Raw genomic sequence first — 25,159 nt, forward strand, 5'->3', positions numbered from 1 at the left:
GCCGCTGTGACTATTTTTTTCAATAAATTAATAGCTTTCAAAGGATTAATTCGTTTTAAGTTGTATGATTCTTTAACTGATTGATCTTTCAGCTGAACTACCTTTCACTATCTTGCCCCATCAGTTCTGTAATGACACTTGGGATGATCTTAGGGTCAATAATGCGGATTTGTTTATGTCGACCAAGTTCACCTTTTATTATGTGAATGTCGCTCTTTGGCACTTTAAAAGCTTTTGCTAAGTACTTGCTTAAATGGGCATTGGCCTTGCCATCAATAGGCGGCGCGGTGATGGCTACTTTTAGCTCATCACCGTGCAATCCTACAATTTGATCTCGGCTAGCCTTAGGCTGAATGTAGAGATTAAGCAGCAAGTCACCTTGCTGCAAAGTCACTGCACTCATTAGATCACAGCCCAATAAGGGATATATTGAGCAAGTAACATATTGAGGAAATTCATACCAATAATGACCAGCATTACGGATAAATCTAAACCACCAATTGGCGGTATGATACGACGTATTGGTGCTAATACGGGTTCAGTTAACTGACCCATGATCATTACAATTGGATTATAGCCTTGGTTAAACCAGCTTAAGATTGCGCGTATTAATAGCATCCAAAATAGCAGTACCCCTGCTTTTTTGACCACAGATACAACGGCAAACAGCAAAAATAACAGTATGTCTATGCCACCGCCCGCAATGAGGCTAATTAATAGCAGCTTGGCTATCACAACCAATAATGCGAGGACGAAAGATGCGGTATCAAATCGCCCTAAGGAAGGCAGAATACGGCGCATTGGTGCGATGAGCGGGTGAGTTGCTTTAACAATAAATTGGCTAAAAGGATTGTAAAAATCTGCCCTTGCCAGTTGTAACCAAATCCGCAAAATCACCACCATCAAATAGAGATCGAATAGAGTGGTGATTAAAAAGGTAAATGCATTCATCGAGATTTCTACCTATTAAAGTTCGATATAAAAACGTGTTAGTGGATCAAAATGTTTTAGCCATTTCTTCTGCACGATTAATACAGTTTTCCATGGCTTTTTTTACTAAGCCGCGCATATCCGCAGCTTCAAATGTCGCCAGCGCTTGTGCGGTGGTGCCGCCCTTTGAAGTAACATTCTCCCTTAAATTACCTAAGGTCAGTTGTGGGTTTTGCTTTGCCATCATAGCAGCGCCAAGCGCAGCTTGCTGCACTAAACTTCTGGCTTTTGTTTCATCCATTCCCATTTCTTTGCCTGCATCTATCATAGACTCCATTAGCAAAAAGAAATAAGCCGGTGAACTGCCCGATAGTGCAATCACTTGATCTAAATCTGACTCTTCATTTACCCACACTATTTCGCCGCCGCTTGACATCAAACGATCGCAAATGGCTTTCTGCTCGGGAGTAATGCTTTGAGGCGCATAGAGGCCAGTCATACCAACACTAATTTGCATCGGCGTATTTGGCATGGCGCGGATAAGCTTGATGTCTTGTGCCAGATAGTCGGTATATCGCTTTGCTTTAATGCCCGCAGCGATAGTGATGACTAACTTATTCGACAGCTCGACTGTCTGTAATGCTTCACAAACTTGTTGCATCAATTGTGGTTTTACTGAAAGTACTATGACATCGGCAGCTTGCGCCGCGGCTAAATTATCCTGAGAAACCAAAATCCCAAAATCGTCTTTTAGTGCATCGAGTTTACCTTGGCTGGGATTAGTCGCTTGGATGAGTTGAGCTGGATAGCCGCTATTGACTAAGCCACTGATGATGCTGCGCGTCATATTGCCGGCACCGATAAAGCAGATTTTCTGTTGATCCATTTGATTCTCTTCAGTGTGTTAACCGTTAACTTGTAACATCTTCACCTTAAATTAAGATGATAAAACGGTTAGTCATTTGAATGACTGAGCCTGATTATCGACTCTCGTTAATTGCTCTTAAATCGTTAATGTTCGGTGTACTTAAATACAGTATTTGGGCATAAAGTGCTAAAAACAAGGTTAAACTGACCTCTAACTAAATGCCGAACGTGGATTTTACGCAGCGTAATTGCGATCACCAAAAATGGCACTGCCAATACGCACCATATTTGAACCGCAGCTAATCGCTGTATCTAGGTCATTACTCATCCCCATTGAAAGCGTATCTACAGCGGGATAATGCGTTTTAAGTTCTTGAAATAGATTGTTTAACATGGAAAACTCTTTAAGCTGTAACTCTGTATCCGCGGTAGCCGTTGGAATTGCCATTAGGCCTCTCAGTGCTAAGTTAGGTAGCTGAGCTATCAGTTCGGCCAGTGGCAGCATTTGAGCCGCATCTATGCCAGATTTTGTGTCTTCAGCACTGATATTAATTTGAATACAGACGTTTAATGGCGCCAATTCGGCCGGACGTTGCTCATTGAGACGTAGGGCAATTTTGTCGCGTGAAACGGTATGCATCCAATCGAAATGCTGGGCGACTATGCTGGTTTTATTGGATTGGAGTGGGCCGATAAAATGCCACTCTATGTCCGGGAAATCCCCCTTGAGCGCAGTAATTTTTTCAGCGCCTTCTTGGACATAGTTTTCGCCAAAGCAACGCTGACCTGCTTGGTAGGCTGCTATAATGTCTTCAATAGGTTTAGTCTTGCTGACGGCAAGTAAGCGAATACTGCTGGGGTGGCGGGCACATTTTTGCGCTGCTTGTGTGATCCTGCGCTGGGCGATTGCGAGTCTGTCTGCTATTGTTGTCATGATGTAATTATCTAGTTGCAAGGATATCCCAAACGATGGAAATCACTGAGTTATTGGCATTTAGTGTAAAACACAAAGCCTCGGATCTACACCTTTCTGCAGGGATATCTCCCATGATCCGTGTTGACGGTGAAGTGAGAAAAATTAACCTGCCCGCGCTCGATCATCAAGGTGTACACAGTTTAGTGTACGACATAATGAATGATAAGCAGCGCAAGGACTACGAAGAACATTTAGAAATCGATTTCTCGTTCGAAGTCCCTAATCTTGCACGCTTTCGTGTTAACGCATTCAATCAATCCCGTGGTGCAGCGGCTGTGTTTCGTACCATTCCAAGTGACATTTTGTCACTTGAGCAATTAGGTGCACCGGAAATTTTTAAAAAAATTGCCAGTTTCCCTCGCGGATTGGTGCTAGTGACTGGACCTACGGGGTCGGGTAAGAGTACCACACTTGCCGCTATGGTGGATTACGTGAATGAAAATCGACATGATCATATCTTAACCATTGAAGATCCTATCGAATTCGTTCACCAAAATAAGCAATGTTTGATTAACCAACGTGAAGTTCACCGCCATACCCACAGCTTTAATGCGGCGCTTAGAAGCGCACTGCGTGAAGACCCAGACGTGATTTTAGTCGGTGAGATGCGTGACCTTGAGACCATCCGTTTGGCGATGACCGCCGCAGAAACGGGCCACTTAGTGTTTGGTACCTTGCATACCACTTCTGCCGCGAAAACGATTGACCGTGTGGTCGACGTATTCCCTGCTGGTGAAAAAGACATGGTGCGCACTATGTTGTCTGAATCGCTGCAAGCGGTTATTTCGCAAACCCTGATTAAAAAGGTGGGAGGAGGCCGTGTCGCCGCCCATGAAATCATGATGGGCACGCCCGCTATCCGCAATTTAATTCGTGAAGACAAAGTGGCGCAGATGTATTCGGCAATTCAAACAGGTATGGCCCATGGAATGCAGACCTTAGAGCAATGTTTACAGAACTTAGTCAATCGCGGTCTTATCACTCGTGAAGATGCAATGGCGAAAAGTTCGAATAAACAAGCGACATTTTAAGGATTTATGATGGATGTTCGTCCGTTTTTAAAAGTGATAGTGGAACGCAAAGCCTCCGACTTGTTCATCACAGCGGGTTTTCCGCCGAGTGCCAAGATTGACGGTGAATTGCGTCCCTTGGCAGAAAGTGCGTTTACACCAGCACAATCACTGGATTTTGTTGAGTCGTTAATGACAGAGGCGCAGAAGCAAGAGTTTCATTCCACTCGTGAGTGTAACTTCGCTTTTGCGGCAAAGGATTTAGGTCGTTTTCGGGTGAGCGCTTTTTGGCAGCGTGAATCGCCTGGCTGCGTGATGCGCCGTATTGAGACTAAAATCCCTGATGTCGATGATTTAAAATTGCCGCCTATTCTAAAAGATCTGGTGATGAGTAAACGTGGTCTCATCATTATGGTAGGCGGAACGGGAACGGGTAAGTCAACGTCCTTGGCGGCCTTGGTGGGTTATCGCAATGGTCATGCTCGCGGTCATATTCTCACGATTGAAGATCCGGTTGAATTCGTTCATGACCACAGAAAAAGCATTATCACCCAGCGTGAAGTGGGCATAGATACTGAATCTTTCGATGCGGCGCTAAAAAGCTCCCTTCGCCAAGCTCCCGATGTGATCTTGATTGGTGAAATCCGTACCCAAGAGACGATGGAGTTTGCGCTGTCATTTGCAGAAACGGGTCACCTTTGTATGGCAACCTTGCATGCCAACAACGCCAACCAAGCGTTAGACCGGATTATGCATCTCGTGCCTGAGAGTAAACACCAACAGTTATTGTTCGATTTATCATTGAATTTACGCGGTATTGTGGCACAGCAATTGATACCTAAAGTTGATGGCACAGGGCGTCGCGCCGCGATTGAAGTATTGATTAACACCCCAAGGGTGGCGAGTTTAATTGCGAAGAACGAGCTGCATTTACTCAAAGAAACCATGGCAAAATCCAACGAGCAGGGTATGCAGACGTTCGATCAGGCCTTGCTGAAACTTTATGTCGATGGCGAGATTAGTTACGCCGATGCGCTGCACCATGCTGATTCACCAAACGATTTACGTTTGATGATTAAATTGCAGAATAAAGAATCCACGGGCTCAGGTTTTATGGAAGGTGTCACCTTAGACATGGACTAGCGCGATAGTCCGGTTCTGGGTTAGGCAGCTCTTTATGGGCTGCTTTTTGTTTGTGTATTAGATTTTCGTTCAGCTCAATCGGTTCTACTTCATCGCTATGTTGCCATTATCCATAGCTTTTATTTTTTAATTCAATATGATCTTTACCCAGTGCGTTTGCGTAATGTACTGGTAAAGGAGAAAGCAATGAAAAAATTACCCATGATATTCGCTATGACAGCGAGCTTGATGAGTGTTGGCGCTATGGCGGCCACTTGTCCTGAGTATTTGAACCTTGAAGTACGAAAATTACATTCTGAAGAGACAGTTAATCTGTGTGAATTGACTCAGGGAAAACCAGTGTTGATTGTTAACACGGCCAGTAACTGTGGTTACACCCCGCAGTTTAAAGCGCTCGAAAAATTGCATGAAAACTACAAAGATAAAGGCTTAGTGGTCATTGGTTTCCCATCGGATGATTTTTTCCAAGAAGAAAATGATGAGAAAGATACGGCTAAGGTGTGTTACATCAATTACGGTGTCACCTTTACTATGCTGTCGACATCGCCAGTACGTGGTAGTGACGCTAATAGTGTCTTCAAATACTTAGCCGAAAAAACCGGTGCGCCTAAGTGGAATTTTTATAAGTATGTCGTCAGCGGTGATGGTGCGGTTGTGCAACAGTTCAATTCTAAAGTGAAGCCAGATAGTGAAGAGCTTAAGCAAGCGATAGAATCTGTACTTTAATCTTACGAATATTTATTAATTAAGAGGCTGTTTTGGCTAAATTTTCAGGCTTATCCAAAGAAGTTGGACACGGGCAGCGCGGCAAAGTAGGCGTGTTGTTGTTGAATTTAGGTACTCCAGATGAACCCACAGCATCTGCTGTTAGACGTTATCTTGCAGAGTTTTTAGCAGATCCCCGAGTCGTCGAGATCCCTAAGCTAGTATGGATGTTGATTTTACACGGGATCATCTTGCGGGTACGTCCAGCAAAATCGGCGGCGTTATACCAGAAGGTATGGACTGCAGCCGGCTCACCGTTAATGGACATTAGTTTGCGTCAAACGGCGAAGTTAGCGGATAAACTTAAAGCCGATAACTATGATGTTTCTGTGCATTTAGCAATGCGTTATGGCAGTCCATCGGTCGCCAGTACATTGCAAACTATGCATCAAAATGGCATTGATAAAATCGTGGTGTTACCTCTGTATCCCCAATATGCGGCGCCAACTACGGGTTCTGCTTTTGATGCGATCGCGGCTGAGTTGTCCAAGTGGCGCTATATTCCAGCACTGCATTTTATTAATACTTATCATGATAATGCTGATTTTATTAATGCTTTAGCCAATTCGATCACGGCTGATTTTGAAGCCCATGGTAAACCGCAAAAATTGGTGTTGTCATACCATGGTATGCCTGAACGTAATTTGCATTTAGGCGATCCTTATTACTGCTTCTGCATGAAAACGACTCGACTGGTTACCGAAAAGCTTGGGTTAGGTAAAGATGAGTTTGTCATGACTTTTCAATCGCGTTTCGGTAAAGCCAAATGGCTACAACCTTATACCGATGCGACTTTGAAAGCGTTGCCGCAACAAGGCGTGCGTGATATTGCTATCGTCTGCCCAGCTTTTAGCGCCGATTGTTTAGAAACGCTGGAAGAAATTGTTGGTGAGAATGGTCATCTCTTTGCCGAGGCGGGTGGTGAGAAGTTCCGCTACATTGCTGCATTAAATGATGATGATGCGCACATTACTATGATGGCAAACTTAGTGAAGCCACATTTTTGATCCGGTAATTTATCGGGTTAAACATCAAACTAAAAGGATAAGGCAACTTATCCTTTTCTTTTTGTTGTGGTTTTATTTATTGTGGCATTACTTGCTGAAGTTATTTTCGAAGTAGCTTTCGATGATAAGGACGGCAGACACCGCATCGACTTGACCTTTGGTCAGTGCCTTAAACCCGCCCAATTCGAATAATCTGGCCTTAGCATCAGTGGTAGTTAATCGCTCATCTTGAGTGGCTATTTTGACTTTGAACTTAGCATTGATGCGATTAGCAAATTTACGCGCCCTGTGGGTCATATCTTGCTCTGTGCCATCCATGTTTAAAGGCAGACCAACGACGACTAAGTCGGGTTGCCACTCTTTGATTAAGTCGCCTATCTGATCCCAATTTGGGATACCATCGACGGCCTTGAGTGATAATAACGGTGTGGCGCTGGCAGTGATCTCTTGGCCTATAGCCACACCAATACTTTTAGTACCAAAATCAAAGCCTAATACGGTTTTCGAATTCATAGTGTGCTGACTTATATTAAGAAATAGGCTTAAGCGTGACCCGCTTGAGCAGAAACTTGCCAAGCATCAAATCCGAGAGCACGACTGGCCTGTGGCCAACGGTCTTCGTGTTTAATGTCAAACAAGAGCGCATTCGTTGCTGGAATTGTGAGCCAAGAATTATCGGCAAGCTCTTGTTCGAGCTGATCTTTACTCCATCCAGCATAACCTAATGCGACGAGAAACTTCTCGGGCGATCTGTTGCTTCCAATAGCGGTTAACACATCACGGGAAGTGGTTAGCATTAAACCAGAACCCAGATCTGTGCTATTGGCCCAATAGGGCTGAGAGGTATGCAGCACAAAGCCGCGATCTTGGGAGACGGGGCCGCCCATCATGACACTGGTATTGAGCACTAAATCCGCGGAGACTTGCTCTGCCGGCAAATCCATTTGTTCTAATAGCGAATTAACTTCGATACTGAGCGGTTTATTGATCACCAGCCCCATGGCGCCTTTGGCATCATGTTCACAGATATAAATGACTGAGCGTTCAAAAAACGTACCGTGTAGTGAGGGCATGGCAATTAAGAAATGGTTCTGCAAACTCTCCATTAAACTACTCCGTTTGATGTGGCTAAGTTGATCTAGCTTGCTGCTATATTACTAAGTCGGGCGAGATTAACCGCCAGCTAATTTAACTTTGTAGTTTTGTTTCTCAAGTAATAGCTTTAATTGCTCGCGGTTGTCCGTTTGGACCTCAATAGTGAAATCTTTAACCGTACCACCACAACCACATTGTTTCTTAAGGGTTTGTGCCATTGCTTTTAACGCTGCTTCATCGAGACCTAACCCTGAGATAATCGAAACGCCTTTACCTTTGCGGCCTTTACTGTCTCTGTGGATCCTGACTATGCCATCGGATTCAGGAATCGCTTTAGTGGCGGGCTCTGCATTTATACGGCCTTTGTCGGTACTGTACACTAAGGATACATTAGGATCTGCTTTCATCGGTTTCATTCATTGATATTAGAAGGTGACTTATACCGACTCAGTTTATCAAATTTGCAGAGGTTCTGGGAGGTAAAAAAAGACCACTTGAGGATTCTCCTTAAGTGGCCAATACAAAATGCTAACTCTTTGCAGGGAAGTAAGCATATTTTTGAAAAAGGGAGCGTTATCAGCCGTTTTAATTTATGCGCATAAAGACCATGACGATCAGCGCTACTGCAGTCAGTAAGGCGCTGGGCATAATAAATTTATGCAGCTTAGGTAACGCAATTAAGCAGGCGGTAGTCACAAAGCCGAATGCGGCGACTGTCGCATAGTTAGTACCATTCGCGACGGCATCTATGACCAACCAGCCAAGTACAATGAGAGGTAAAATCAGTAAGCTGACGGGCAAATGACGCTTTATCTTAGCGTTATTGGCCTCGAGTGAGATTTTTTCTGGAGCAAGGAAAAAAATGGCTGATGCAACCAAAAACGCGCTAATAAACCAGTACATTTCAACACCCCCTTTAAATCTCAATTGATAATCATTATCATCTTTGGTTTTGCTGAAGTCAAGCTGAATGAGATGCCGCTTTTTAATCAATTGAGTTGTAGATTAGGCTATTGCTCTGTAAGCTAAATTCATATCTCTGATACTTGTCTTTGTTCGGGTCGAACATCTGAGGAAATTAAGATGAAAAATATTTTTGTAGCATTAGCTGTGTTGGCACTCAGTGCCTGTAGTTCGATGAAGTCAGGTTGGGATTTTGATCCTAGCGCCAATTTTACCCAATATAAAACCTATGCTTGGGTTGCTCAGAAAACGGATTCTGCTGGATATCATTTGGATGGCTTGATGGACCAACGGGTCAGAGAAGCGGTGAATAGCCAGTTAGCGAGTAAGGGGATGACATTAGTTGATGCAAAAGATGCTGATGTACTTGTTAATTATCTGACTAAAGTTGATAAGAAGATTAATGTTGATACCTTCAATAGTAATTTTGGCTACAACCCATACTATGGTCCAGGATGGGGTTGGGGCGGCAATATGCAGACCCAAACCACAGTAAGAGAATATGAAGTCGGTACCCTGATTATTGATTTGGTTGATAATAAAACCACTAAACTGATCTGGCGTGGTTCTGTTGCCGATACCATTCGCGACAAAAATACCCCAGAAGAAAGAGTACAGATCATCAATCAAGCAGTGGGCAGTGTAATGGCAAATTATCCACCTAAGCCTGACACTAAGTAGTTCTGATTCAGTTTGAATGAACATTAAGCGGCCTAAGGGCCGCTTTTTTTGTGGTTGATTTTTATGTTTTTTGTCTACGGTATTAGATGATCTGCAGTTATTTATCATCTGATTGGATTTACGTTATTAATACTTATTAAAAATTCTATTTTCATAGATGACAATGTGAAGTTAACATTTTTATAACTGACTATTTTGTATGATATTTATCCTATAACATTAATAATGTAATAGGAGTCTGCATCAGATTATTAGTAAGATGATGAATTAATTTTTCTAATGATGAATTCAAAATAAAATCATTATAGAACTGAGAGGTTATCAGGCAGAATCAATTCTTTGAGTTGTTGGTAGTAGCAAAGATGCATGAGACGCAGATTATTGGATTACTTTGGCTGATTGGGATTATTGCCGAGGCGATGACGGGCGCTCTGGCGGCTGGCCGCAAGCAGATGGATTTGTTTGGTGTGGTGATCATTGGCTGCGCAACGGCAATTGGTGGCGGTACACTAAGGGATATGATGCTCGGAAATTACCCCTTAATTTGGGTTGAGCATGTGCATTACCTTATTGCGATTGCATTCGCTTCTTTGCTCACTGTCGCTATCGCCCCTGTGATGCGTTATCTGTCTAAGTTATTTTTGGCTATTGATGCCTTAGGCTTAGCGGTATTCTCCATCGTGGGCGCACAAAAGACGTTAATGCTGGGATTTAGCCCAACAATTGCCGTAGTCATGGGATTGGTCACAGGTGTCTTTGGTGGCGTTATCCGCGATATTCTGTGTAACCAAGTGCCTTTGATTTTTAAGAAAGAACTCTATGCGGTGATTTCACTACTGACGGCAGGCTTGTATATCGTCTTAAAAGCCTATCAGTTAACGGAATGGATTAATCTGGTTATTTGTTTAAGCGTTGGTTTTAGCTTACGGATGTTGGCGCTGCGATATCATTGGTCTATGCCAACCTTTGACTACCAATCCAGTGGCGATCAGCATACACATTAAATCGTAAAACCAAATCGTAGAAATAGAACCGTTAAACAAAAGGGCAGCTAAGGCTGCCCTGTTTTTAGCTGTGAATTACTGCTGGGCTTGAAGGGTTTTCAAGGCTTCAAGGGCAGCATCATAGTTAGCATGCTCTGTGATGTTTGGTACTAACTCTTGGTATTGGAGCTTACCTTCTGCATCTATTATGAAAATGGCTCTAGCCAGCAAGCCGTAATCTTGAATTAACAAACCATACTTTTCACCAAAATCACGCCACACGCTATCTGATAGCACTTTGATTTTATCTACGTTTTCCACTTTACAGAAACGCTTCTGTGCGAAGGGTAAATCGGTACTGATCGTTAGCATGATGACGTCATCGGAAAAATGGCCAACTTCGCTGTTGAAGCGCTTCGTCTGCAGTGCGCAAACACCTGTATCTAGGCTTGGCACGGCACTTATCAGTACCGTTTTACCCTTAAAATCACTTAGCATCACTGGCGTGAAATGCTCATCAACGACTTTAAACCCCGGCGCCATTTGCGACAATTTTGGTCTTTTCCCTTCTAAGGTGACTGTTTTTTCACCCATTAAAACCTGTGTTTTCTCACTGGCGAGTGTATTGGGGCTCATCAGAACTAGGCTATAAATACAGCTTGCGGCTAAAAATGAAACATATTTTTGCATTGGATTTCCTCACACATGAATATCTGTGCCTTCGCTAATATCTGTCCATTAAGGTACGCTAAAATGATGCGTAGAACCATAAAAAAAGGTCGGTAATTACCGACCTTTTTTATCCACTAATTGTTATTTGCTTAGTGGCAATTCTTTGACATGGATATCCATTTGTGGAAATGGAATACCGATATCTGCAGCGTCTAATGCATTTTTTATTTGCTCAAGCAGTTGGAAACGTGCAGTCCAATAATCAGATGTTTTTACCCAAGGACGAACCACGAAATTGATTGAAGAGCTAGCCAATTCAGAAAGTCCAACTGTATATGCTGGATCTTTTAACACATACTGGTTGTTATCTAAAATATCGGTCAATACTTTTTTAGTGAGTGCGATATCAGCGGAATAAGATACACCAATCACTAAATCGATACGGCGACTATCCATCGCTGAGTAGTTAGTGATAGTGCCATTCATGATAGATGAGTTTGGCGCTACGATAACTTTATTATCAGGAGTGCGAAGCTTGGTTGAGAATATGGTTATTTCATCAACAGTGCCGGCGATACCTGCAGCTTCAATATAGTCACCTACGCGGCAAGGGCGGAATAACACCATTAATACACCCGATGCAAAATTAGACAGAGAACCTTGTAGCGCTAAGCCTATTGCTAAACCTGCAGCACCGATAACGGCTACCAGTGATGCGGTTTGAACGCCAATTTGGCCTAACGTAGCAATAACCGCGAAAACAAATACCACTGCCCAAGCGAGGTTTGCGACAAATGAAACGACTGTCGGATCAACTTTACGGCTGTTCAGTAATTTACGAACAAGCTTCTGTGCTACGCCCGCAAAGTATTTACCAACAAAGAAGATGATAATGGCGAATAATGTTTTTAAGCCATAAGTCACAATCAGATCTGGTGCTTGCTTTAATAAACCTTCGAGGTTTTCCATTGAATAACTCCCTAAATATACGCTAACAAAAACTATTTATTATTGACGATAAATTCTACTCGTCGATTTAAACTGCGCCCTTCGCTAGAACGGTTGTCCGCTACAGGTTCAGATATACCTTTACCCATTACGGTAAAGCGATTTGGATTAAAGCCATAATCCTCAACCAAAATACGTTTTACATTTTGAGCCCGTTGAAGTGATAGTTGATAATTAAACTCTGGTGTACCAACGATATCTGTGTGGCCTACTAAGGTTAATTCAGCATCATTTGTTTCTAAGAATGCTTTTACTAAGGCTAAAGTTTTCCATTGAGAAAAGTCAACCTCGGCAATGGCAAATTCAAAATACACCATAGCTGCAGAAATATTATGACAATCTGTGTTTAACTCAGCATTTGAATGACTCATATCGCAAACTGGTGATGCAGTCATTTCCACAGCGGCTTCTTCCACACAACCATTAGCCATAACAGGTGTATTTGGCTCTGTGTTAGGACAGGCATCTTTGATATCTGGCACTCCATCTCGGTCAGTGTCAGACCAAGCAAATACCTGTGATGTTAGGCTTAAACTTAATAGCAAAAGCGCTAGCTGAATCCATCGAGATTGGGAGTTTTTCACTACAAATCACCTATTGAACGATAAGTATTAGTCAAAATTACTAAAGCGATCGCATTGTTGTAGCATGACCATCTTAGTGTGGCATTCTAACGAGTAAGACTCTTTTCGCCAAGCTAAACGCGTACAAGCGTCCATACATCGACAGATAGATATCGGCAAGATCTTGAGTATATTTATGTTTTTATTAGTAGATGTCAGTATGTCGATACTTGCTTCAAGTATATGCGAGGTTCTACATCGGTAAATTTGTCGACAAGTATGACGATAAACTATACAAAATAAGCCTTTAGCGCTAGAGTCTTGAGCCCATTATGCGCCAACCAAACTTTAATTTGAGGACAAGATGATAGATTTACGCAGTGATACTGTTACCCAGCCAACAGCAGCCATGCGGTTAGCCATGTCCAGAGCCGAAGTGGGTGATGATGTTTACGGTGATGACCCTACGGTAAATAGTTTGCAGGATATGGCTGCGGAGATGTTTGGCTTTGAAAGTGCATTATTTACCTGTTCGGGTACTCAAGCAAATTTATTGGCTTTGATGGCCCATTGTGATCGTGGAGATGAGTACCTGTGCGGTCAGCAGGCTCACAATTATAAGTTCGAGGGCGGCGGCGCCGCTGTCCTAGGTAGCATTCAACCTCAACCTTTAATGAATCAATTAGATGGCACTATTGCATTAGCTGACATTGAAGCCGCAATTAAGCCTGATGATATCCATTTTGCTCGTACTCGTTTGCTTAGTTTAGAGAATACGATTGGCGGTAAGGTTCTCCCGCAAAGCTATTTGGCGGATGCGCAGGCATTAGCCTTTAATCGCGGATTAAAAATTCATTTAGATGGCGCGCGAGTTGCCAATGCTGCGGTGGCGCAGAATATCGCGATAAGTGATATCACGGCGCACTTTGATTCAGTGTCGATTTGTTTATCCAAAGGATTATGTGCGCCAGTCGGCTCATTACTCTTAGGTGATGAACGCTTGATTAAGAAAGCCATTCGTTGGCGTAAAATGCTTGGTGGTGGCATGCGTCAAGCTGGGATACTTGCCGCTGCGGGTAAGCTTGCTTTAACTGAGCAAGTACAACGGTTGAGTGATGATCATGACAATGCGGCGTACTTAGCTCGGCAGTTGGCAGAATTCAGTGAGTTCGACGTCAATTTAGCCGCAGTACAAACTAATATGTTATTTGTTACATTAGCATCCCATATTGATGCGAACTTATTGGCTAAACACTGTCGAGCGGAAGGCATCCTGATAAGCCCAGGGCGTACGCTTCGGCTTGTGACTCATAAAGATGTGAGCCGTCAGGACATAGATAAAGTGTTGCGTGTTGTTAAGCAGTACCTCAAAGCCTAAGTGTGGATTGATTTCCGGTTTTACTGAAATGCCCGAGCTTTGTCTTGGGCATTTTTATAGGCAGATATTGCTTAATGTTGAATTATTAAGCAATTAATGAATGATTTTCTAAAACAAGCTTTAGACAACAGGCGAAATGTTTGCGTTTATCTATACTAAAAACAACAAGATTATATCGCTAAGGTAACTTTAGGTTGAAACCTAATAACAATACTAATAAAGGGGTCGATTATTGGACAAATCGGATCAGTGAATTGGAAATGCCAGCACTGTGTTCGACTGTTAAATCGCTAGAAAAGCTCGCCAAGGATGACGTTTCCTCTCTCGCATTACTCGGGCGTAGCGTGATGCACGATAACGCCTTAACTTCTCGTATTCTTCGAGTTGCTAATAGCGCTATTTACCATAAAGGTAGTAGCCAAATCTCTACTGTCAGCCGAGCGGCTATAGTGCTTGGTTTCGATGCGGTGCGAAATATCTGTATCACAGCCAAGTTACTCTCAAGCTTGTTAGAGAGTAAAAATTTGGCACCTAACGTATATCAAAGATTAATAAAGTTGATGGCTAAAGCATTTCAAGCCGCCATGATTGCACGGATGATGTTGAGCCATTATGACGAAGAAATGCAGGAGGAAGCTTTTATAGCCTCTTTGCTGTATCACATAGGTGAGAGTGCTTTTTGGAGTATTGGTGGTGAGTTCACCGAAGAGTTAGATCTAAAACTACGTGAATGTGCAACGCCAGCAGAGGAACGAAGTATAACCCGCGAAGCCCTCGGCACTTCTTTTTCACTATTAACTCAAAGTATTGCCCGCAATTGGGGATTGGGAGAACTGTTGGTCCATGCAGTTAATAATCCTGAAGACCAAAGACCTGAAATTCGGTCTATTTTTATTGCGGATAAGCTCTGCGATATTTTATCTCAACCTAATCTTGATAAGCAGGAATTAGGGAAACGTATCACGCAAGCGGCGAGTTTTACTGGACTAGAAGAAAATGAGTTTATGGTGCGGATGCAACGCTGCGCGAATGCGACCCATAAGTTAGCTGAAGTATATGGTGCTAAGGTGTTGCTAGACTATCTACCAGATCCTAAGCGTATGGTCACAGTTAAACCTGTTCCACTTCCCATTCCGTTAGATATGCCTGTCTATCAAGTTAACTTGAATATTCAGTTAGCTAAGCTACGAGAATTAACAGGCTTCGCCATTAATAAAGCCGATTTTAACCAAATCATGCAAACGGTTCTCGAAGGTATACTTGAGGGCGTTGGCGTTGACCGGTGCGGCGTGCTGTTATTGTCGCCAAGCCGTAAACAACTTCAACCTAGGGTGATATTAGGTCGTGATGCCGATGCCATTAAGCAAGAGTTTATTATCGATTTGAGCGATAGGCGGGGATTATTTTACCAAGCGATGGAGCATAAGTTACCGCTTTGGGTAGATGATCCTAGCTCTAAGAAATGGCAAGAGCAGTGTAAAGAATTACAAGCGCAACATGTGTCACGTCAAGGCTTTTTATTAGCACCATTATTAGTCGATAGTAAAGTGATCGGGTTTTATTATGCGGATAGGGGCCCTTCGGAAAGGGCATTTGAAGACGTGGATTTTCAAAGTTTCATCCACTTCTCCCAATTGGCGAATGTGTGTTTTACTGTGTCTTTGAGATAGTGGTATAACTTAAGTGATTACTTTTAGTGATTTAATTTCAAACTGTATTCTTTCGAAATTGCACTCTTTCAAACCGTATTTTGGGGAGTGCTGCTCTATTGTTTGTTTGCGGCTTTAATCTCGGCAGTTATTTGCTTGGCTACCTCATTAGGAATGGGAAAGCTTAAATGGTATTGCGCTATTTCCCAGTTGCCATTGGTTTTGATTAAAGTGCCAGTTCCTCGACTGACGCCATAGGCTGGACTATTTAATAACTCGTCAAACAATATGACATTGCCGTGTTGGATTAAATGACGCTCAGTTAAATCATAGCGCCAACCTTTTGTGGGGCGGGAGTAACGTTCAAATTCCGCCATTCTCCAGCGCTCACTCGCATCCGTGCCAATAAAAATGCCGTCTTTTCGGTACAGGGCAAAGTATTTATCCCAATTGGCATCGCTTGAATATTGGTTGAGTAAATCTAATACGTGAGCCGCCGCTTGTTGATCAGGATTCGAAGTCGTTTGAGCGCTTTGTGTTGGCGAGTCCTGTGCCTGTACGCTTACATTAAGGCCGCTAAGCATTAACGCGCTGAGCAGTAACCCCAAGGTAGCGCGATGAATATTGGAACCTTTAACTGAGAATGCATGAGTGTCTTTGAGCATTTGCGTGCCTCTACTTTTATGGGTTAATGCCAGTTTATCGGATCGAGTTGATAAAAGCGGCTCAGTTCTCGATATAAGTCTGGGTGTTGTTGGTAAAAATCCTCTGGTTTCTCAAAAAAGACTTCGGTGATAACGGCAAAAAACTCAGCGGGATTAGTCGCTCCATAATAATTAAATAATGAGGGGGTGCCAAAATTTGCACAGTGTTGTAATTGGGTAAATTCCCTACTTAGCACTTCAGACCAAGTGCTGTAGTCGGCAAAATGCTGCAGAATGGGTGCGCCATTGGCTTGGCCATCTTCTTGATCGAGCTGATGGGCAAACTCATGGATTACGACATTATTACCATCATGGGGATCGGCGGCGCCGTCTAAAGTATTTCTCCATGAGAGCACAACTTTACCGTATTCCCATGATTCCCCTGCCAGCACATTGCGTTGTTCCCACACGATACCGCTAGTGTCTTTATGTTGATTATTGACGATAAAGGCATCGGGATAGACCAAAATCTGTTTCAGTTTGGGGTAAAAGTCGGTTTTACGATTGAGTAGCAGTAGACAGGCTTGGGCCGCGATTGTGACTCTTACTTCATCCGTGATCTCAAAATTATCGCAGCCGATAAAGACTTTCTCATCGATGAAAATTTGGATATGTCGTTTGAGTTGCAGTTGTAGATCTGCGGGTAGAGCATGGAAGTAAGGCAGTCTTTTTTTGAGAATGCTGCGCCATTCTTTTGGAAAAGGTTTCATCGTGACTCGTCGACGATGTAAGGTCCTGCGCCAACGACTCGACAGTAGCCAGGTAATTGCGCCAACTCCTAGGATAAGCGTGATAACAATAGCGAGCATTCTTCCCTGACTTAATCCTGATTAACTTAGTATTAGCTAATGGGGGTGAAGTTAGCTTAACTCAATCCTCTGGTGAAAAAAGAAACTGAACAGTCGCCGCATTTTATGGTTAGGAATAGCGAACTGGTTGGTTTAGTCGTGTCTCTGTACGATTACGACCTGTTAGTTTGGCGTGATAGAGAGCCTCATCAGCTTGATTAATTAAGCTATTCGTATCCATAGGTTGTGATCGCTCCCAGCAAGTAATACCAGCGCTGATGGTCAGTATGCCGTCATGGGGGGAGTCTTCATATGGTATTTTTAAACTGATGATTTTATTGCGTAATACTTCAGCAAAATGATATGCCTCCTCGAGATTGCTCGATGGTAGTACTATCATGAACTCCTCTCCGCCATAGCGGGCAAGCATGTAAGTGGGTTGTTTCAAGATCGATTTGGTGGCATTCACGATTTTCTTAAGACATTGATCGCCTGCGACATGACCATACCTATCGTTAAATTGTTTAAAATTATCAATATCAAACAGAATTATACCTAGGGGCATGTTGTGGTCCCTTGCATACTCTAATTCTTTTTGGAGTTGTAAATCTAAATAGCGGCGATTATAGCAGCCAGTTAATCCGTCGGTTTCGGCCATGCCTTTAACCTGAGCTGCGTAGCTTTTTAATGTCTCTAAGGAGCTCACCATTTGCTGGAGCTCTAAGTTATCAGTGACAGGCATTCTGGCGTCGAGTTTTTCATTGGCAATGGCATTCATTGCATCTCGAGTCGCCATGACAGGCTTGATGATTCCCTTAGTGATAAAGTGCCAACTGGTGAGCCAGATGAAGAAGCAATATAAGATGCCACTGCAGAAAATTAATACGATAAATGCGGTGCTATCGTTTTTAAGTTCGCGGCCTGTTTGCTGAATTTCACTTTCAACTTGGTTAACGAGATCCTGCGTATAGGTCGCAACGATTTGTGCGGCATCAGCTTGGTATTCTAAATGCGCATTGGCGATATGAGTGCTTCTAATTGCTTTGCGAGAAAGTTCAAAGAGGTTGTCTTCACCGACCATGGTCTGTTTTATTTGTGATAACAAATTAAAATATAAGTTTTTATCGCCACCGATACTATCAAGCATAGCCTCCATGCTTAACAGCAGTCGCATAGCATCTCTTTGGGTTTGGTTTAGTTCAACTAGATTGTCGATGATATTCACTTGAGTTAACTGGGTAAATAAGTGTTCTCCTAGATGACTAAATAAAGATATCTGCTGATTGGTATTGATATTTAAAGCAATCTGGTCAACGTTTCTCAGCTTAAGCTGACGTTCAGAGTCCGTATTAATATGCTGAAATTGGGTTTGCATTTCATCGCTAAATCCCGACGCCATTGACGTTAAGTTGGCTTGAATATTGGCTGCCTGTGAATTGGCTTGTAAGGCAGTATCGGTTAACGTGTTGAGTAATGGCAGTTGTTGTAAGTAATACAGTTGAGTATCTAAGGCGTGATTTAATTCTTGCTTATTGACTGTAGAAGTTTCTATTGAGGCCAGTAACCGTGAGTCATTGATGAGTAATTCCCATTGTGCAGAAAGTTCACCTAACAGGCTAGTTCTTTGTTTTTCATCATAATAGTTATTCAAGCGTGCAGTAATTATTTGTAGTTTTTCACTGTTTTTTGCCAGTTGCAGCGCGGTGGTGACTTTTACCACATCTACCCCGACTAAGTGTTCAATTTCTGATTTGAGTTGCTGTGACAGTAATATGGCGACAACACCATTTAATAGCGCCATGCCCACTATGATATAGAAGGCTGAGGTTATTTTTTGTTTCAAACTTTTCAGTGGTTTAGTGCTTGGCATTATTTTCTTTGTCAATAGCAGGTACCTCTCCATAGGTATTTTGGAGGTGTTTTATCTCTGCACTTAATTTAATGAAAATATCTTCACTGTTAGCGGGTCTGCGGCTTGCGCTAAAACAGGCGTGGCTGAGTTCAGGGTAAATTTGTCCCATGGCAGTACTGGTGAAATGCCCAAAGGATAAGACCTTAGTAGACCAAAACATATTGGCCATGTGGCTTGCCTCAAATGCGCCAGCTATGCCTCTTAAGGATTCATCTTTAAATTCTGGGGCTGTTACTACATCCATACGACAGGGATTACCCCCCCCCATAGCATAAGCATGTTGTGCCTCATAGGTGCCCATATATTTGAGCAGCCAATAGGCAGCTTGAGGGTTTTTGCTGTCGTAGCTAACGGCAAAGGCATAAGCGCCATTGTAGGGATGACCGCCAGGCACTTGGCTTACGGCTAGACGCGCGCCGAGAATGTTCTGTTCAACTTTAAAGGATTTATACCACAGATTATTGTAGGCAAAAGGCCACATTGCCGCTTGACCTGTTGCAATAGCATTAGCTGCTTCATTGAAAGCAAACTGCTCGTTAGCGGGAACGGCATAGGGCATTAATTCGCGATATTGCTTGGCCGCTTCAATGGCTTCATGGTTGATGGTGGGCACTTCAAAATGGGAGATCTGTTTCTGGCTGTTATAGACGGGCTGCATCCAAGTGCCACCTAAGCTCCAAATCATGCTAGAGAATTCATCGTTAATATGGGGTTTATCACCCGACATTAGCGCTAGACCGTAAAAGTCATGAGTCAGTATTTTATCCGCCAATATAGTGCCTGCTTTACGAGTGAAGAACTGAGCTTGATCTCGTAACTCTGTTAAGGTTTTTGCTGGTGCGAGTGGATAGCCAAACTGACGCAGAAAATGAGCTTTTTCAGTTTTATTATCAAAGAGATCTGCTCGATAATGATTTCCCATAACATAATTGTTATAGGGAATAGCATGGATTTCACCTTGATAGGACAAGATGTTAAGTAGCGATGGGTAATAGGGTTCTAGGTATTTCTCCATGGCCTTTTCGCCATCGGGATCGTAAAGTTTAGCGAGTTCAATTAAGGGCACTGTATAACCATTGGCAGCCCATTCTTTAGCCCAGCCCGCTTCCATTGTGAGTAAATCGTATTTGCTTGAACCTTGAAGTAAATTCTGGGTCTGTAAGTTAAACATATCCTCTAATTCAGTACTGACCACCTGCACTTTTACGCCGGTTTTAGCGGTGAATTTAGGCAACATTTCTTGGGTTAAATAGTCGGTCCAAAATCCTTTTTCAGCGACCAAAGTGATAGGTGTTTTGTTTGTTAGCGGCGGGATTTGTGCCAATGAAAATTCTGCGTAACAGGGCATCATTATCGCTGCGGTTAAACAAAGAAAAATAAATCTGATCCGGTTTAACAAAAATAACACCTTAATGTTACGTATTGACTCTGAGTTAATATCATTAATTCAGCATTATGTATATTTAAGGATAGGTGGGATCAGAACTTATGCCGCGATTTTATGATGGTTTTTATTGTGTTTTTTACTTTTTGAGTAAAAAGCCGGTAACTCGATCTTAGCTAAGTTACCGGAAAAGGGTGGGAGTAGTGCGAATCGTTAACGGTTTTGGCGTTGTTCTCGTAATTGCCTCAAGGCAATAGGTAGGTCGAAGTGTTGTTCAATCAAGAGTCGAAGCAGTTTTGATTTGGATATAGTGCTTTCTTCTGCCAGTGTAGCAAGATGGGTTATAGCCGCTTCACTGAGGGAAAATGTTGCTTTGCGATAGTGTGTTTTAGTTTCTACTTTTGCCGGAAATAATACGTCTGTTTCTAGGCTTTGGTTGTGCAAGCTCAACACATTGGAATGGCTCTGGGCCATGTGAGTTGTGATGTGATTTGCCTGTGTATCTGTGGTTTTTGTGACAGTTGTATCTGCTTTATGATCTAGATTGCTTTTTATCTTATTCAGACTTTGTCCCATTGCGTACAAGTTTGCCGCCTCAATAAACTCATCTAACGAAAGCGAGTGCTGTAAGCTGCTAGATGACATAGCGTTTTTCTTGAGATCGCTGAGTCCCATTTTGCCCCCTTCGTTGAGTGGTCGTGTGAGTGGATTGAGTTTGATGGGTCAAATGATGATGCATTTGACTCACCCCCTGAGCGTGTATCGCGGGATGTAGGAGATTGGCTAAGCTGGCAGCACAATCGACTTGGAATAGTTCGCAGGCGATAGTGCGAATTTCTTCGGCTGCTTTTCCTGTGGGCTCGATTTCAATTACCGATAATCCTGATTCTTCACTGTCATCATAAACATTGCGACAGTAAGTTATCGCGTCAAGGACATGGATATCATAGGTTTTACAGACTTCTTTGGCCTCCAAAATTCGGTTAGCTTGATTGGGTAGACTTGGACATTGGGTGATCACAAAAGAAGCCCGTAACTTGGGATTAATCATCTTACACGTCGCGACGATATCGTCCATATGACACACAGTTTTTAAATCGCGGCGCTTAGGTCTTAAGGGCATTAAAATGTAAGAGGCGACAGACATGGTTGCTCGTAGCGCTAGGTTATCTTGCCCACCGCAGTCGACTATGACTACATCATAGTGTTGCTCAAGACTGAGTAAGTCATTACGGATCTTACCGTAAAGCTGCACGCAATTGATGCTGGCAAGTTGCGGATTGTTGTTTCTTGCATGGATCCAATCAGAGGTAGTGCGCTGGGGATCGCAGTCCACCATAATGACCGAGGCGCTACATTCTGTGGTTAGAAATACAGCTATATTTTGGGCCAAGCAACTTTTACCGCTGCCGCCTTTTTCTCCACCGATTAAGACTATCATGACGCATTCCTTAATTCTTTTGATGACCCTTGTGCAGCGAGTTGATGAGTTTGGAGCTATCCGCATTGATGTCCGAAATCGAATGTAAACCTAATGTTAATCTCGGTCAATTGGCTGATTTTTGACGCTTTTAAATTAAATTGTCGTAGGCGTTTTTCTGTCAGTATCTGGTCATATGCCGTTAATTTGACAAAAAAGATGAGAAGAGGGATTTATAAAAATGTTTTTTATCTTATTGGTTTTACATTGTTTTATCTGTTATCCGTCAGTTAAAAGGGTTGTTTGTGGTGATCGGTAACTGTGCATAGGACTTAGGGTATAGTTTTTTATTTCTTTCTTGGTACAAATGTTAATTTTATATTTCTAAATGTTATTGGCTGATCTGAGTAAATTATCAGCTTCTCAGTCGAAAGTGGTCTTGTTTGGTGAGGCACTTGTCATCAAACTGCCAAATGCTGGCTTTATCATCTCTATAGACTGACGTCTAAATCGCTTGAAATTTCAACCATGGAGAAGGGATGCCAAATGGATATCAAAACTATTATGCCTATTAAGTTTGAACTCGTTGAAACTGCACCGTTATTTCATGAACTACTTAATCTGCGGGCCACAGTTGGCCTCCCTTCTATTGGCGTTGAACTTGCGGATGTACAGGCATTGTTCTGGGTCTCTATTCGATTAAGTGACAAGACTGAATTGGAACATGCAGGCGCTGGGGCCGCTAAGTCTAATCTATTGGCAACGGCGTGTGTTTATGGCAACAAGCCCGGGCATTTGATGATTGAAGATTTTATTGTCTTACCCGAATACCAATCCTACGGGCTAGCAAAGATAATACTTGAGCGGGTGATGGCCTTTGTTGATGACCATGCGAGTGCGGGAACTTGTGTCAGTATGACCGCCCATGGTGAGCATGAGCGCTTATGTAGTGAATATGGTTTTCAGTATGCTCCCTGCGCTAACTTAGGGCCTAATCTGTTAAAAATTATCGCTTAATATTCGTGTGAGAATGCCTTTTAGGTGTTAGCTAGCGCGTATTTTTGCCCTTGGGTATATAGTTACTTTTGCGTCGTTAACGGCGACATTCGTTCGCTTATGTTGTAGCATCCGTAGGATTATCGTGACGTTCTGCATGAGATAACAACCTATGGATCAGCAACTCCTTATTGATGCTGTTAATCAAAAAATGCCCTTTGGTAAGTACGCTGGACGTAAGTTGCTCGAATTACCCGAACCTTATCTGGTATGGTTCCATAAGCAAGGTTTTCCTCAAGGGAAACTTGGTGAGCAATTAGCGCTAATGTACGAAATCAAACTTAATGGCTTAGAAGGCATGCTAAAACCGCTGTTGAAATGAGTTCCCTTCTTTTAAGAAAAATACTGCTTTTGCGATAAGTGTTGTATTTCGTGATAGAGATTAGCGATTTATTGTTTTTAGCGTGCTTTAATGCAGCATATTAGCAAAACAAAAGGAACGCAGGCATGATGGCAAAATGGGTAAAATTAGCGGCAGTAGCGACTTTAGCGTTAGGCATGTCAAGTGCTTGGGCTCAGGGTGTCACCCACGAAGGTACTGTTGTTGATACGATGAACGGTGGTGGTTACACCTACGTACAGATTAAAGAAGCTGATACCACTTTTTGGGCCGCGGGTCCTCAAACTGAAGTGAGCAAAGGCGATAAAGTGGCTGTGGTTGAGCAAATGTGGATGAACGAATTCACCAGCAAAACCTTGAACCGCACCTTTGATAAACTGTTATTTGTTGGCCAAATCGATAAGAAATAGTCAGCAGTATCGAGTGCGCTAACCTGAGCGCCTCTGTAATTCAACGGCTTCGATACTTTCGAGGCCGTTTTTGTTTTTAGCGTTCAATGCCGCTAAATCTGAGTTTGTGACTATCTCGATGGGGACAAAGGCGGCAAAATAGCGGCTATTTTTCTAGCCGTTATTACTCAGCAGGGGATCACTCAAGTTATGGCGTTTGAACAGTTCGAGATCCAGCCTTATCAGTCATGTTATGCACGTGAAGTGAGTGAGTTATTTCACCTTTGCGTGCACAGCATTACCCATGTTCGTTATGCGCAGGCGCAGCTTATGGCTTGGTCTGCGGCGCCAAGATCGGCTAAACATTGGCATTTACGGTTAAGCCGCTCGAAGGCGTGGGTGGTTTTAGCCATAGATGAAGCGACAGCTTCTTCAGTTTGTTGCGGTTTTATCAATGTCGAAACCCATTTCCCCCGCCAAGGTTACTTAGATAGCTTATATATACATCCAGATTATCAAGGTCAGGGATTAGGTGAGCGCGCTTATCTTGTTTTAGAAGCTTGGGCTAAGGCACAAGGCTATGTGCGCTTGAGCTTGGACGCATCTTATCTCTCTAAAGGGTTGTTTACTCGGATGGGATTTATTCAAATACAGCGCAGTTATCAGCAAAAACTTGGGCAAGTGATCCCCGGTTTCTATATGGAAAAGAATATAGGAAAGAATATTTAACGCGCGTTTACTATGGTTTCAGCTAGAAAGTGATGTAAGGTATTCCACAGTAAAACATTAGCTTAACGCCGTTTAGTGACACTATTTAACTTAATCAGCACTGTTTAGCTTAAATTAGAATTCGGTTAATCTAAGTCAATTAATGATTCAAGATGGAGGGCAGAGAATGAAGATTCGACTATTTACGCCATCGGATGTCTCGCAGCTGGCGGCAATATTTGAGGCGAGTGTAATGCAAGGCTCTGGCGAGTTTTACTCGTTTGCCGAGCGCTCTGCTTGGGCTTATATCGAAGGTGAGATCCGCAGTGAGAACTATTGGCTTGAACGCTTACAGGGAACCACTATTTGGGTTGCCGAAACCGATAATATGCTGGTGGGTTTTATCAATCTTAAGATAGGCGCCGACAGCGATGTTGAAGCCGCTGCTGAAGTGGAATGTTTGTTTGTTCATCCAGAATATGCCCGTTCTGGGGTTGCTACCTCTTTGTATTTTGCGTTGTTTGAAGAAGTTAAAATCTTAGCGCTGAAACGATTAACGGTTGAAGCATCCTATCTCGCGCGGCCTTTTTTTGAGAAACAGGGATTTCGCAGTATTCGTCGTAATGAACATAAACGTTTTTTGAATGCGGCGGATAAAGCACAGGGCCAAGCTCAAGTGTTGGTTAACTTCAGCATGACGCTCGCCCTCTAACTCAGCTTATCAAGGGCTGTTCTGGTAGCTAAACGAAGCCGTTAGCACTGCTTTAT

30 protein-coding genes are annotated in these 25,159 nt (G+C 42.9%); 13 read left to right on the top strand and 17 right to left on the bottom strand.

Annotated elements, in window-relative coordinates; genetic code table 11:
* Window positions 1-97 precede the first annotated feature (97 nt).
* The 4 genes from yggU to KO537_RS04340 form a co-directional block, all read right to left on the bottom strand.
* A complete protein-coding gene (yggU, locus tag KO537_RS04325; RefSeq protein ID WP_219233939.1) occupies window positions 98-403 on the bottom strand; it encodes a DUF167 family protein YggU in 306 nt (101 codons plus the stop codon).
* Window positions 403-951: a YggT family protein gene (locus tag KO537_RS04330; protein ID WP_105251874.1), complete on the bottom strand. Its 549-nt coding sequence runs from the start codon at window positions 949-951 to the stop codon at window positions 403-405. The genes yggU and KO537_RS04330 overlap by 1 nt, the downstream gene beginning before the upstream one ends.
* Before the next feature lie 46 nt (window positions 952-997).
* A complete protein-coding gene (proC, locus tag KO537_RS04335) occupies window positions 998-1,816 on the bottom strand; it encodes a pyrroline-5-carboxylate reductase (protein WP_219233940.1) in 819 nt (272 codons plus the stop codon).
* A gap of 216 nt (window positions 1,817-2,032) precedes the next feature.
* The gene (locus KO537_RS04340) at window positions 2,033-2,731 is read right to left on the bottom strand and encodes a YggS family pyridoxal phosphate-dependent enzyme (RefSeq protein WP_219233941.1); all 699 of its coding nucleotides are present in this window, start codon (window positions 2,729-2,731) and stop codon (window positions 2,033-2,035) included.
* A gap of 35 nt (window positions 2,732-2,766) precedes the next feature.
* Here KO537_RS04340 and KO537_RS04345 point away from each other — a divergent pair, with 35 nt between their 5' ends.
* The 4 genes from KO537_RS04345 (at window position 2,767) to hemH (ending at window position 6,698) form a co-directional block, all read left to right on the top strand.
* Complete coding sequence (locus KO537_RS04345; RefSeq protein WP_006082517.1) at window positions 2,767-3,804, top strand: type IV pilus twitching motility protein PilT; 1,038 nt, start codon at window positions 2,767-2,769, stop codon at window positions 3,802-3,804.
* A gap of 9 nt (window positions 3,805-3,813) precedes the next feature.
* Complete coding sequence (locus KO537_RS04350; RefSeq protein WP_028761282.1) at window positions 3,814-4,926, top strand: PilT/PilU family type 4a pilus ATPase; 1,113 nt, start codon at window positions 3,814-3,816, stop codon at window positions 4,924-4,926.
* Between the two features lie 186 nt (window positions 4,927-5,112).
* The gene (locus KO537_RS04355) at window positions 5,113-5,652 is read left to right on the top strand and encodes a glutathione peroxidase (RefSeq protein WP_173243652.1); all 540 of its coding nucleotides are present in this window, start codon (window positions 5,113-5,115) and stop codon (window positions 5,650-5,652) included.
* A 32-nt stretch (window positions 5,653-5,684) separates the two neighbouring features.
* Complete coding sequence (gene hemH, locus KO537_RS04360) at window positions 5,685-6,698, top strand: ferrochelatase (protein ID WP_219233942.1); 1,014 nt, start codon at window positions 5,685-5,687, stop codon at window positions 6,696-6,698.
* A gap of 87 nt (window positions 6,699-6,785) precedes the next feature.
* Here hemH and ruvX read toward each other — a convergent pair whose 3' ends face one another.
* The 4 genes from ruvX to KO537_RS04380 form a co-directional block, all read right to left on the bottom strand.
* On the bottom strand, window positions 6,786-7,211 hold the full coding sequence (gene ruvX, locus KO537_RS04365; RefSeq protein WP_028761279.1) for a Holliday junction resolvase RuvX: 426 nt from the start codon (window positions 7,209-7,211) through the stop codon (window positions 6,786-6,788).
* Window positions 7,212-7,240: 29 nt separating this feature from the next.
* Complete coding sequence (locus KO537_RS04370) at window positions 7,241-7,804, bottom strand: YqgE/AlgH family protein (RefSeq protein ID WP_028761278.1); 564 nt, start codon at window positions 7,802-7,804, stop codon at window positions 7,241-7,243.
* 66 nt (window positions 7,805-7,870) lie between these two features.
* A complete protein-coding gene (gene yciH / locus KO537_RS04375) occupies window positions 7,871-8,200 on the bottom strand; it encodes a stress response translation initiation inhibitor YciH (protein WP_028761277.1) in 330 nt (109 codons plus the stop codon).
* Window positions 8,201-8,378: 178 nt separating this feature from the next.
* Window positions 8,379-8,696 carry a hypothetical protein gene (locus tag KO537_RS04380; protein WP_012587171.1) on the bottom strand — a complete coding sequence of 106 codons (318 nt, stop codon included), beginning with the start codon at window positions 8,694-8,696 and terminating at the stop codon, window positions 8,379-8,381.
* A gap of 180 nt (window positions 8,697-8,876) precedes the next feature.
* On the opposite strand from KO537_RS04380, the gene KO537_RS04385 reads away from it, so the two are divergent.
* Window positions 8,877-9,437 (top strand): DUF4136 domain-containing protein, encoded by a 561-nt coding sequence (locus tag KO537_RS04385; RefSeq protein ID WP_028761276.1) that lies wholly within the window; start codon window positions 8,877-8,879, stop codon window positions 9,435-9,437.
* 362 nt (window positions 9,438-9,799) lie between these two features.
* The gene (locus KO537_RS04390; RefSeq protein WP_028761275.1) at window positions 9,800-10,441 is read left to right on the top strand and encodes a trimeric intracellular cation channel family protein; all 642 of its coding nucleotides are present in this window, start codon (window positions 9,800-9,802) and stop codon (window positions 10,439-10,441) included.
* 75 nt (window positions 10,442-10,516) lie between these two features.
* Here KO537_RS04390 and tpx read toward each other — a convergent pair whose 3' ends face one another.
* The 3 genes from tpx to KO537_RS04405 all read right to left on the bottom strand — a co-directional run bounded on the left by tpx (window position 10,517) and on the right by KO537_RS04405 (window position 12,684).
* A complete protein-coding gene (gene tpx, locus KO537_RS04395; RefSeq protein ID WP_219233943.1) occupies window positions 10,517-11,110 on the bottom strand; it encodes a thiol peroxidase in 594 nt (197 codons plus the stop codon).
* A gap of 123 nt (window positions 11,111-11,233) precedes the next feature.
* The gene (locus tag KO537_RS04400; RefSeq protein ID WP_028761273.1) at window positions 11,234-12,061 is read right to left on the bottom strand and encodes a mechanosensitive ion channel domain-containing protein; all 828 of its coding nucleotides are present in this window, start codon (window positions 12,059-12,061) and stop codon (window positions 11,234-11,236) included.
* A gap of 32 nt (window positions 12,062-12,093) precedes the next feature.
* Window positions 12,094-12,684, bottom strand: coding sequence for an OmpA family protein (locus KO537_RS04405; protein WP_219233944.1), 591 nt, complete (start codon window positions 12,682-12,684; stop codon window positions 12,094-12,096).
* A gap of 343 nt (window positions 12,685-13,027) precedes the next feature.
* On the opposite strand from KO537_RS04405, the gene ltaE reads away from it, so the two are divergent.
* Together ltaE and KO537_RS04415 are read left to right on the top strand one after the other, a co-directional pair.
* Window positions 13,028-14,041 (top strand): low-specificity L-threonine aldolase, encoded by a 1,014-nt coding sequence (gene ltaE, locus KO537_RS04410; protein WP_219233945.1) that lies wholly within the window; start codon window positions 13,028-13,030, stop codon window positions 14,039-14,041.
* Between the two features lie 194 nt (window positions 14,042-14,235).
* Window positions 14,236-15,711 (top strand): HDOD domain-containing protein, encoded by a 1,476-nt coding sequence (locus KO537_RS04415; protein ID WP_113939427.1) that lies wholly within the window; start codon window positions 14,236-14,238, stop codon window positions 15,709-15,711.
* 95 nt (window positions 15,712-15,806) lie between these two features.
* Here KO537_RS04415 and KO537_RS04420 read toward each other — a convergent pair whose 3' ends face one another.
* From KO537_RS04420 to KO537_RS04445, 6 genes are all read right to left on the bottom strand, one after another.
* Window positions 15,807-16,355, bottom strand: coding sequence for a nuclear transport factor 2 family protein (locus KO537_RS04420; RefSeq protein ID WP_219233946.1), 549 nt, complete (start codon window positions 16,353-16,355; stop codon window positions 15,807-15,809).
* 23 nt (window positions 16,356-16,378) lie between these two features.
* Window positions 16,379-17,203 carry a M90 family metallopeptidase gene (locus tag KO537_RS04425; RefSeq protein ID WP_219233947.1) on the bottom strand — a complete coding sequence of 275 codons (825 nt, stop codon included), beginning with the start codon at window positions 17,201-17,203 and terminating at the stop codon, window positions 16,379-16,381.
* 109 nt (window positions 17,204-17,312) lie between these two features.
* Window positions 17,313-19,052 (bottom strand): GGDEF domain-containing protein, encoded by a 1,740-nt coding sequence (locus KO537_RS04430; protein WP_219233948.1) that lies wholly within the window; start codon window positions 19,050-19,052, stop codon window positions 17,313-17,315.
* The gene (locus KO537_RS04435; protein WP_219234025.1) at window positions 19,039-20,442 is read right to left on the bottom strand and encodes an extracellular solute-binding protein; all 1,404 of its coding nucleotides are present in this window, start codon (window positions 20,440-20,442) and stop codon (window positions 19,039-19,041) included. Before KO537_RS04435 ends, KO537_RS04430 begins: the two co-directional genes overlap by 14 nt.
* A gap of 249 nt (window positions 20,443-20,691) precedes the next feature.
* Window positions 20,692-21,153: a CopG family transcriptional regulator gene (locus tag KO537_RS04440; RefSeq protein WP_219233949.1), complete on the bottom strand. Its 462-nt coding sequence runs from the start codon at window positions 21,151-21,153 to the stop codon at window positions 20,692-20,694.
* Window positions 21,113-21,919, bottom strand: coding sequence for an AAA family ATPase (locus KO537_RS04445; protein WP_219233950.1), 807 nt, complete (start codon window positions 21,917-21,919; stop codon window positions 21,113-21,115). The genes KO537_RS04440 and KO537_RS04445 overlap by 41 nt, the downstream gene beginning before the upstream one ends.
* A gap of 525 nt (window positions 21,920-22,444) precedes the next feature.
* On the opposite strand from KO537_RS04445, the gene KO537_RS04450 reads away from it, so the two are divergent.
* The 5 genes from KO537_RS04450 (at window position 22,445) to KO537_RS04470 (ending at window position 25,103) form a co-directional block, all read left to right on the top strand.
* The gene (locus KO537_RS04450; RefSeq protein WP_105251887.1) at window positions 22,445-22,915 is read left to right on the top strand and encodes a GNAT family N-acetyltransferase; all 471 of its coding nucleotides are present in this window, start codon (window positions 22,445-22,447) and stop codon (window positions 22,913-22,915) included.
* Window positions 22,916-23,066: 151 nt separating this feature from the next.
* Window positions 23,067-23,276, top strand: a complete 210-nt coding sequence (locus KO537_RS04455) for a DUF3820 family protein (RefSeq protein WP_006082494.1) — start codon at window positions 23,067-23,069, stop codon at window positions 23,274-23,276.
* A 125-nt stretch (window positions 23,277-23,401) separates the two neighbouring features.
* On the top strand, window positions 23,402-23,704 hold the full coding sequence (locus KO537_RS04460; RefSeq protein WP_006082493.1) for a hypothetical protein: 303 nt from the start codon (window positions 23,402-23,404) through the stop codon (window positions 23,702-23,704).
* Window positions 23,705-23,893: 189 nt separating this feature from the next.
* Window positions 23,894-24,412 carry a GNAT family N-acetyltransferase gene (locus tag KO537_RS04465; RefSeq protein ID WP_173497625.1) on the top strand — a complete coding sequence of 173 codons (519 nt, stop codon included), beginning with the start codon at window positions 23,894-23,896 and terminating at the stop codon, window positions 24,410-24,412.
* A gap of 166 nt (window positions 24,413-24,578) precedes the next feature.
* Complete coding sequence (locus tag KO537_RS04470; protein WP_173243682.1) at window positions 24,579-25,103, top strand: GNAT family N-acetyltransferase; 525 nt, start codon at window positions 24,579-24,581, stop codon at window positions 25,101-25,103.
* Window positions 25,104-25,159 lie beyond the last annotated feature (56 nt).

It is taken from the genome of Shewanella sp. NKUCC01_JLK, from assembly GCF_019345615.1.
Taxonomy (GTDB): Bacteria; Pseudomonadota; Gammaproteobacteria; order Enterobacterales; family Shewanellaceae; genus Shewanella; species Shewanella oncorhynchi.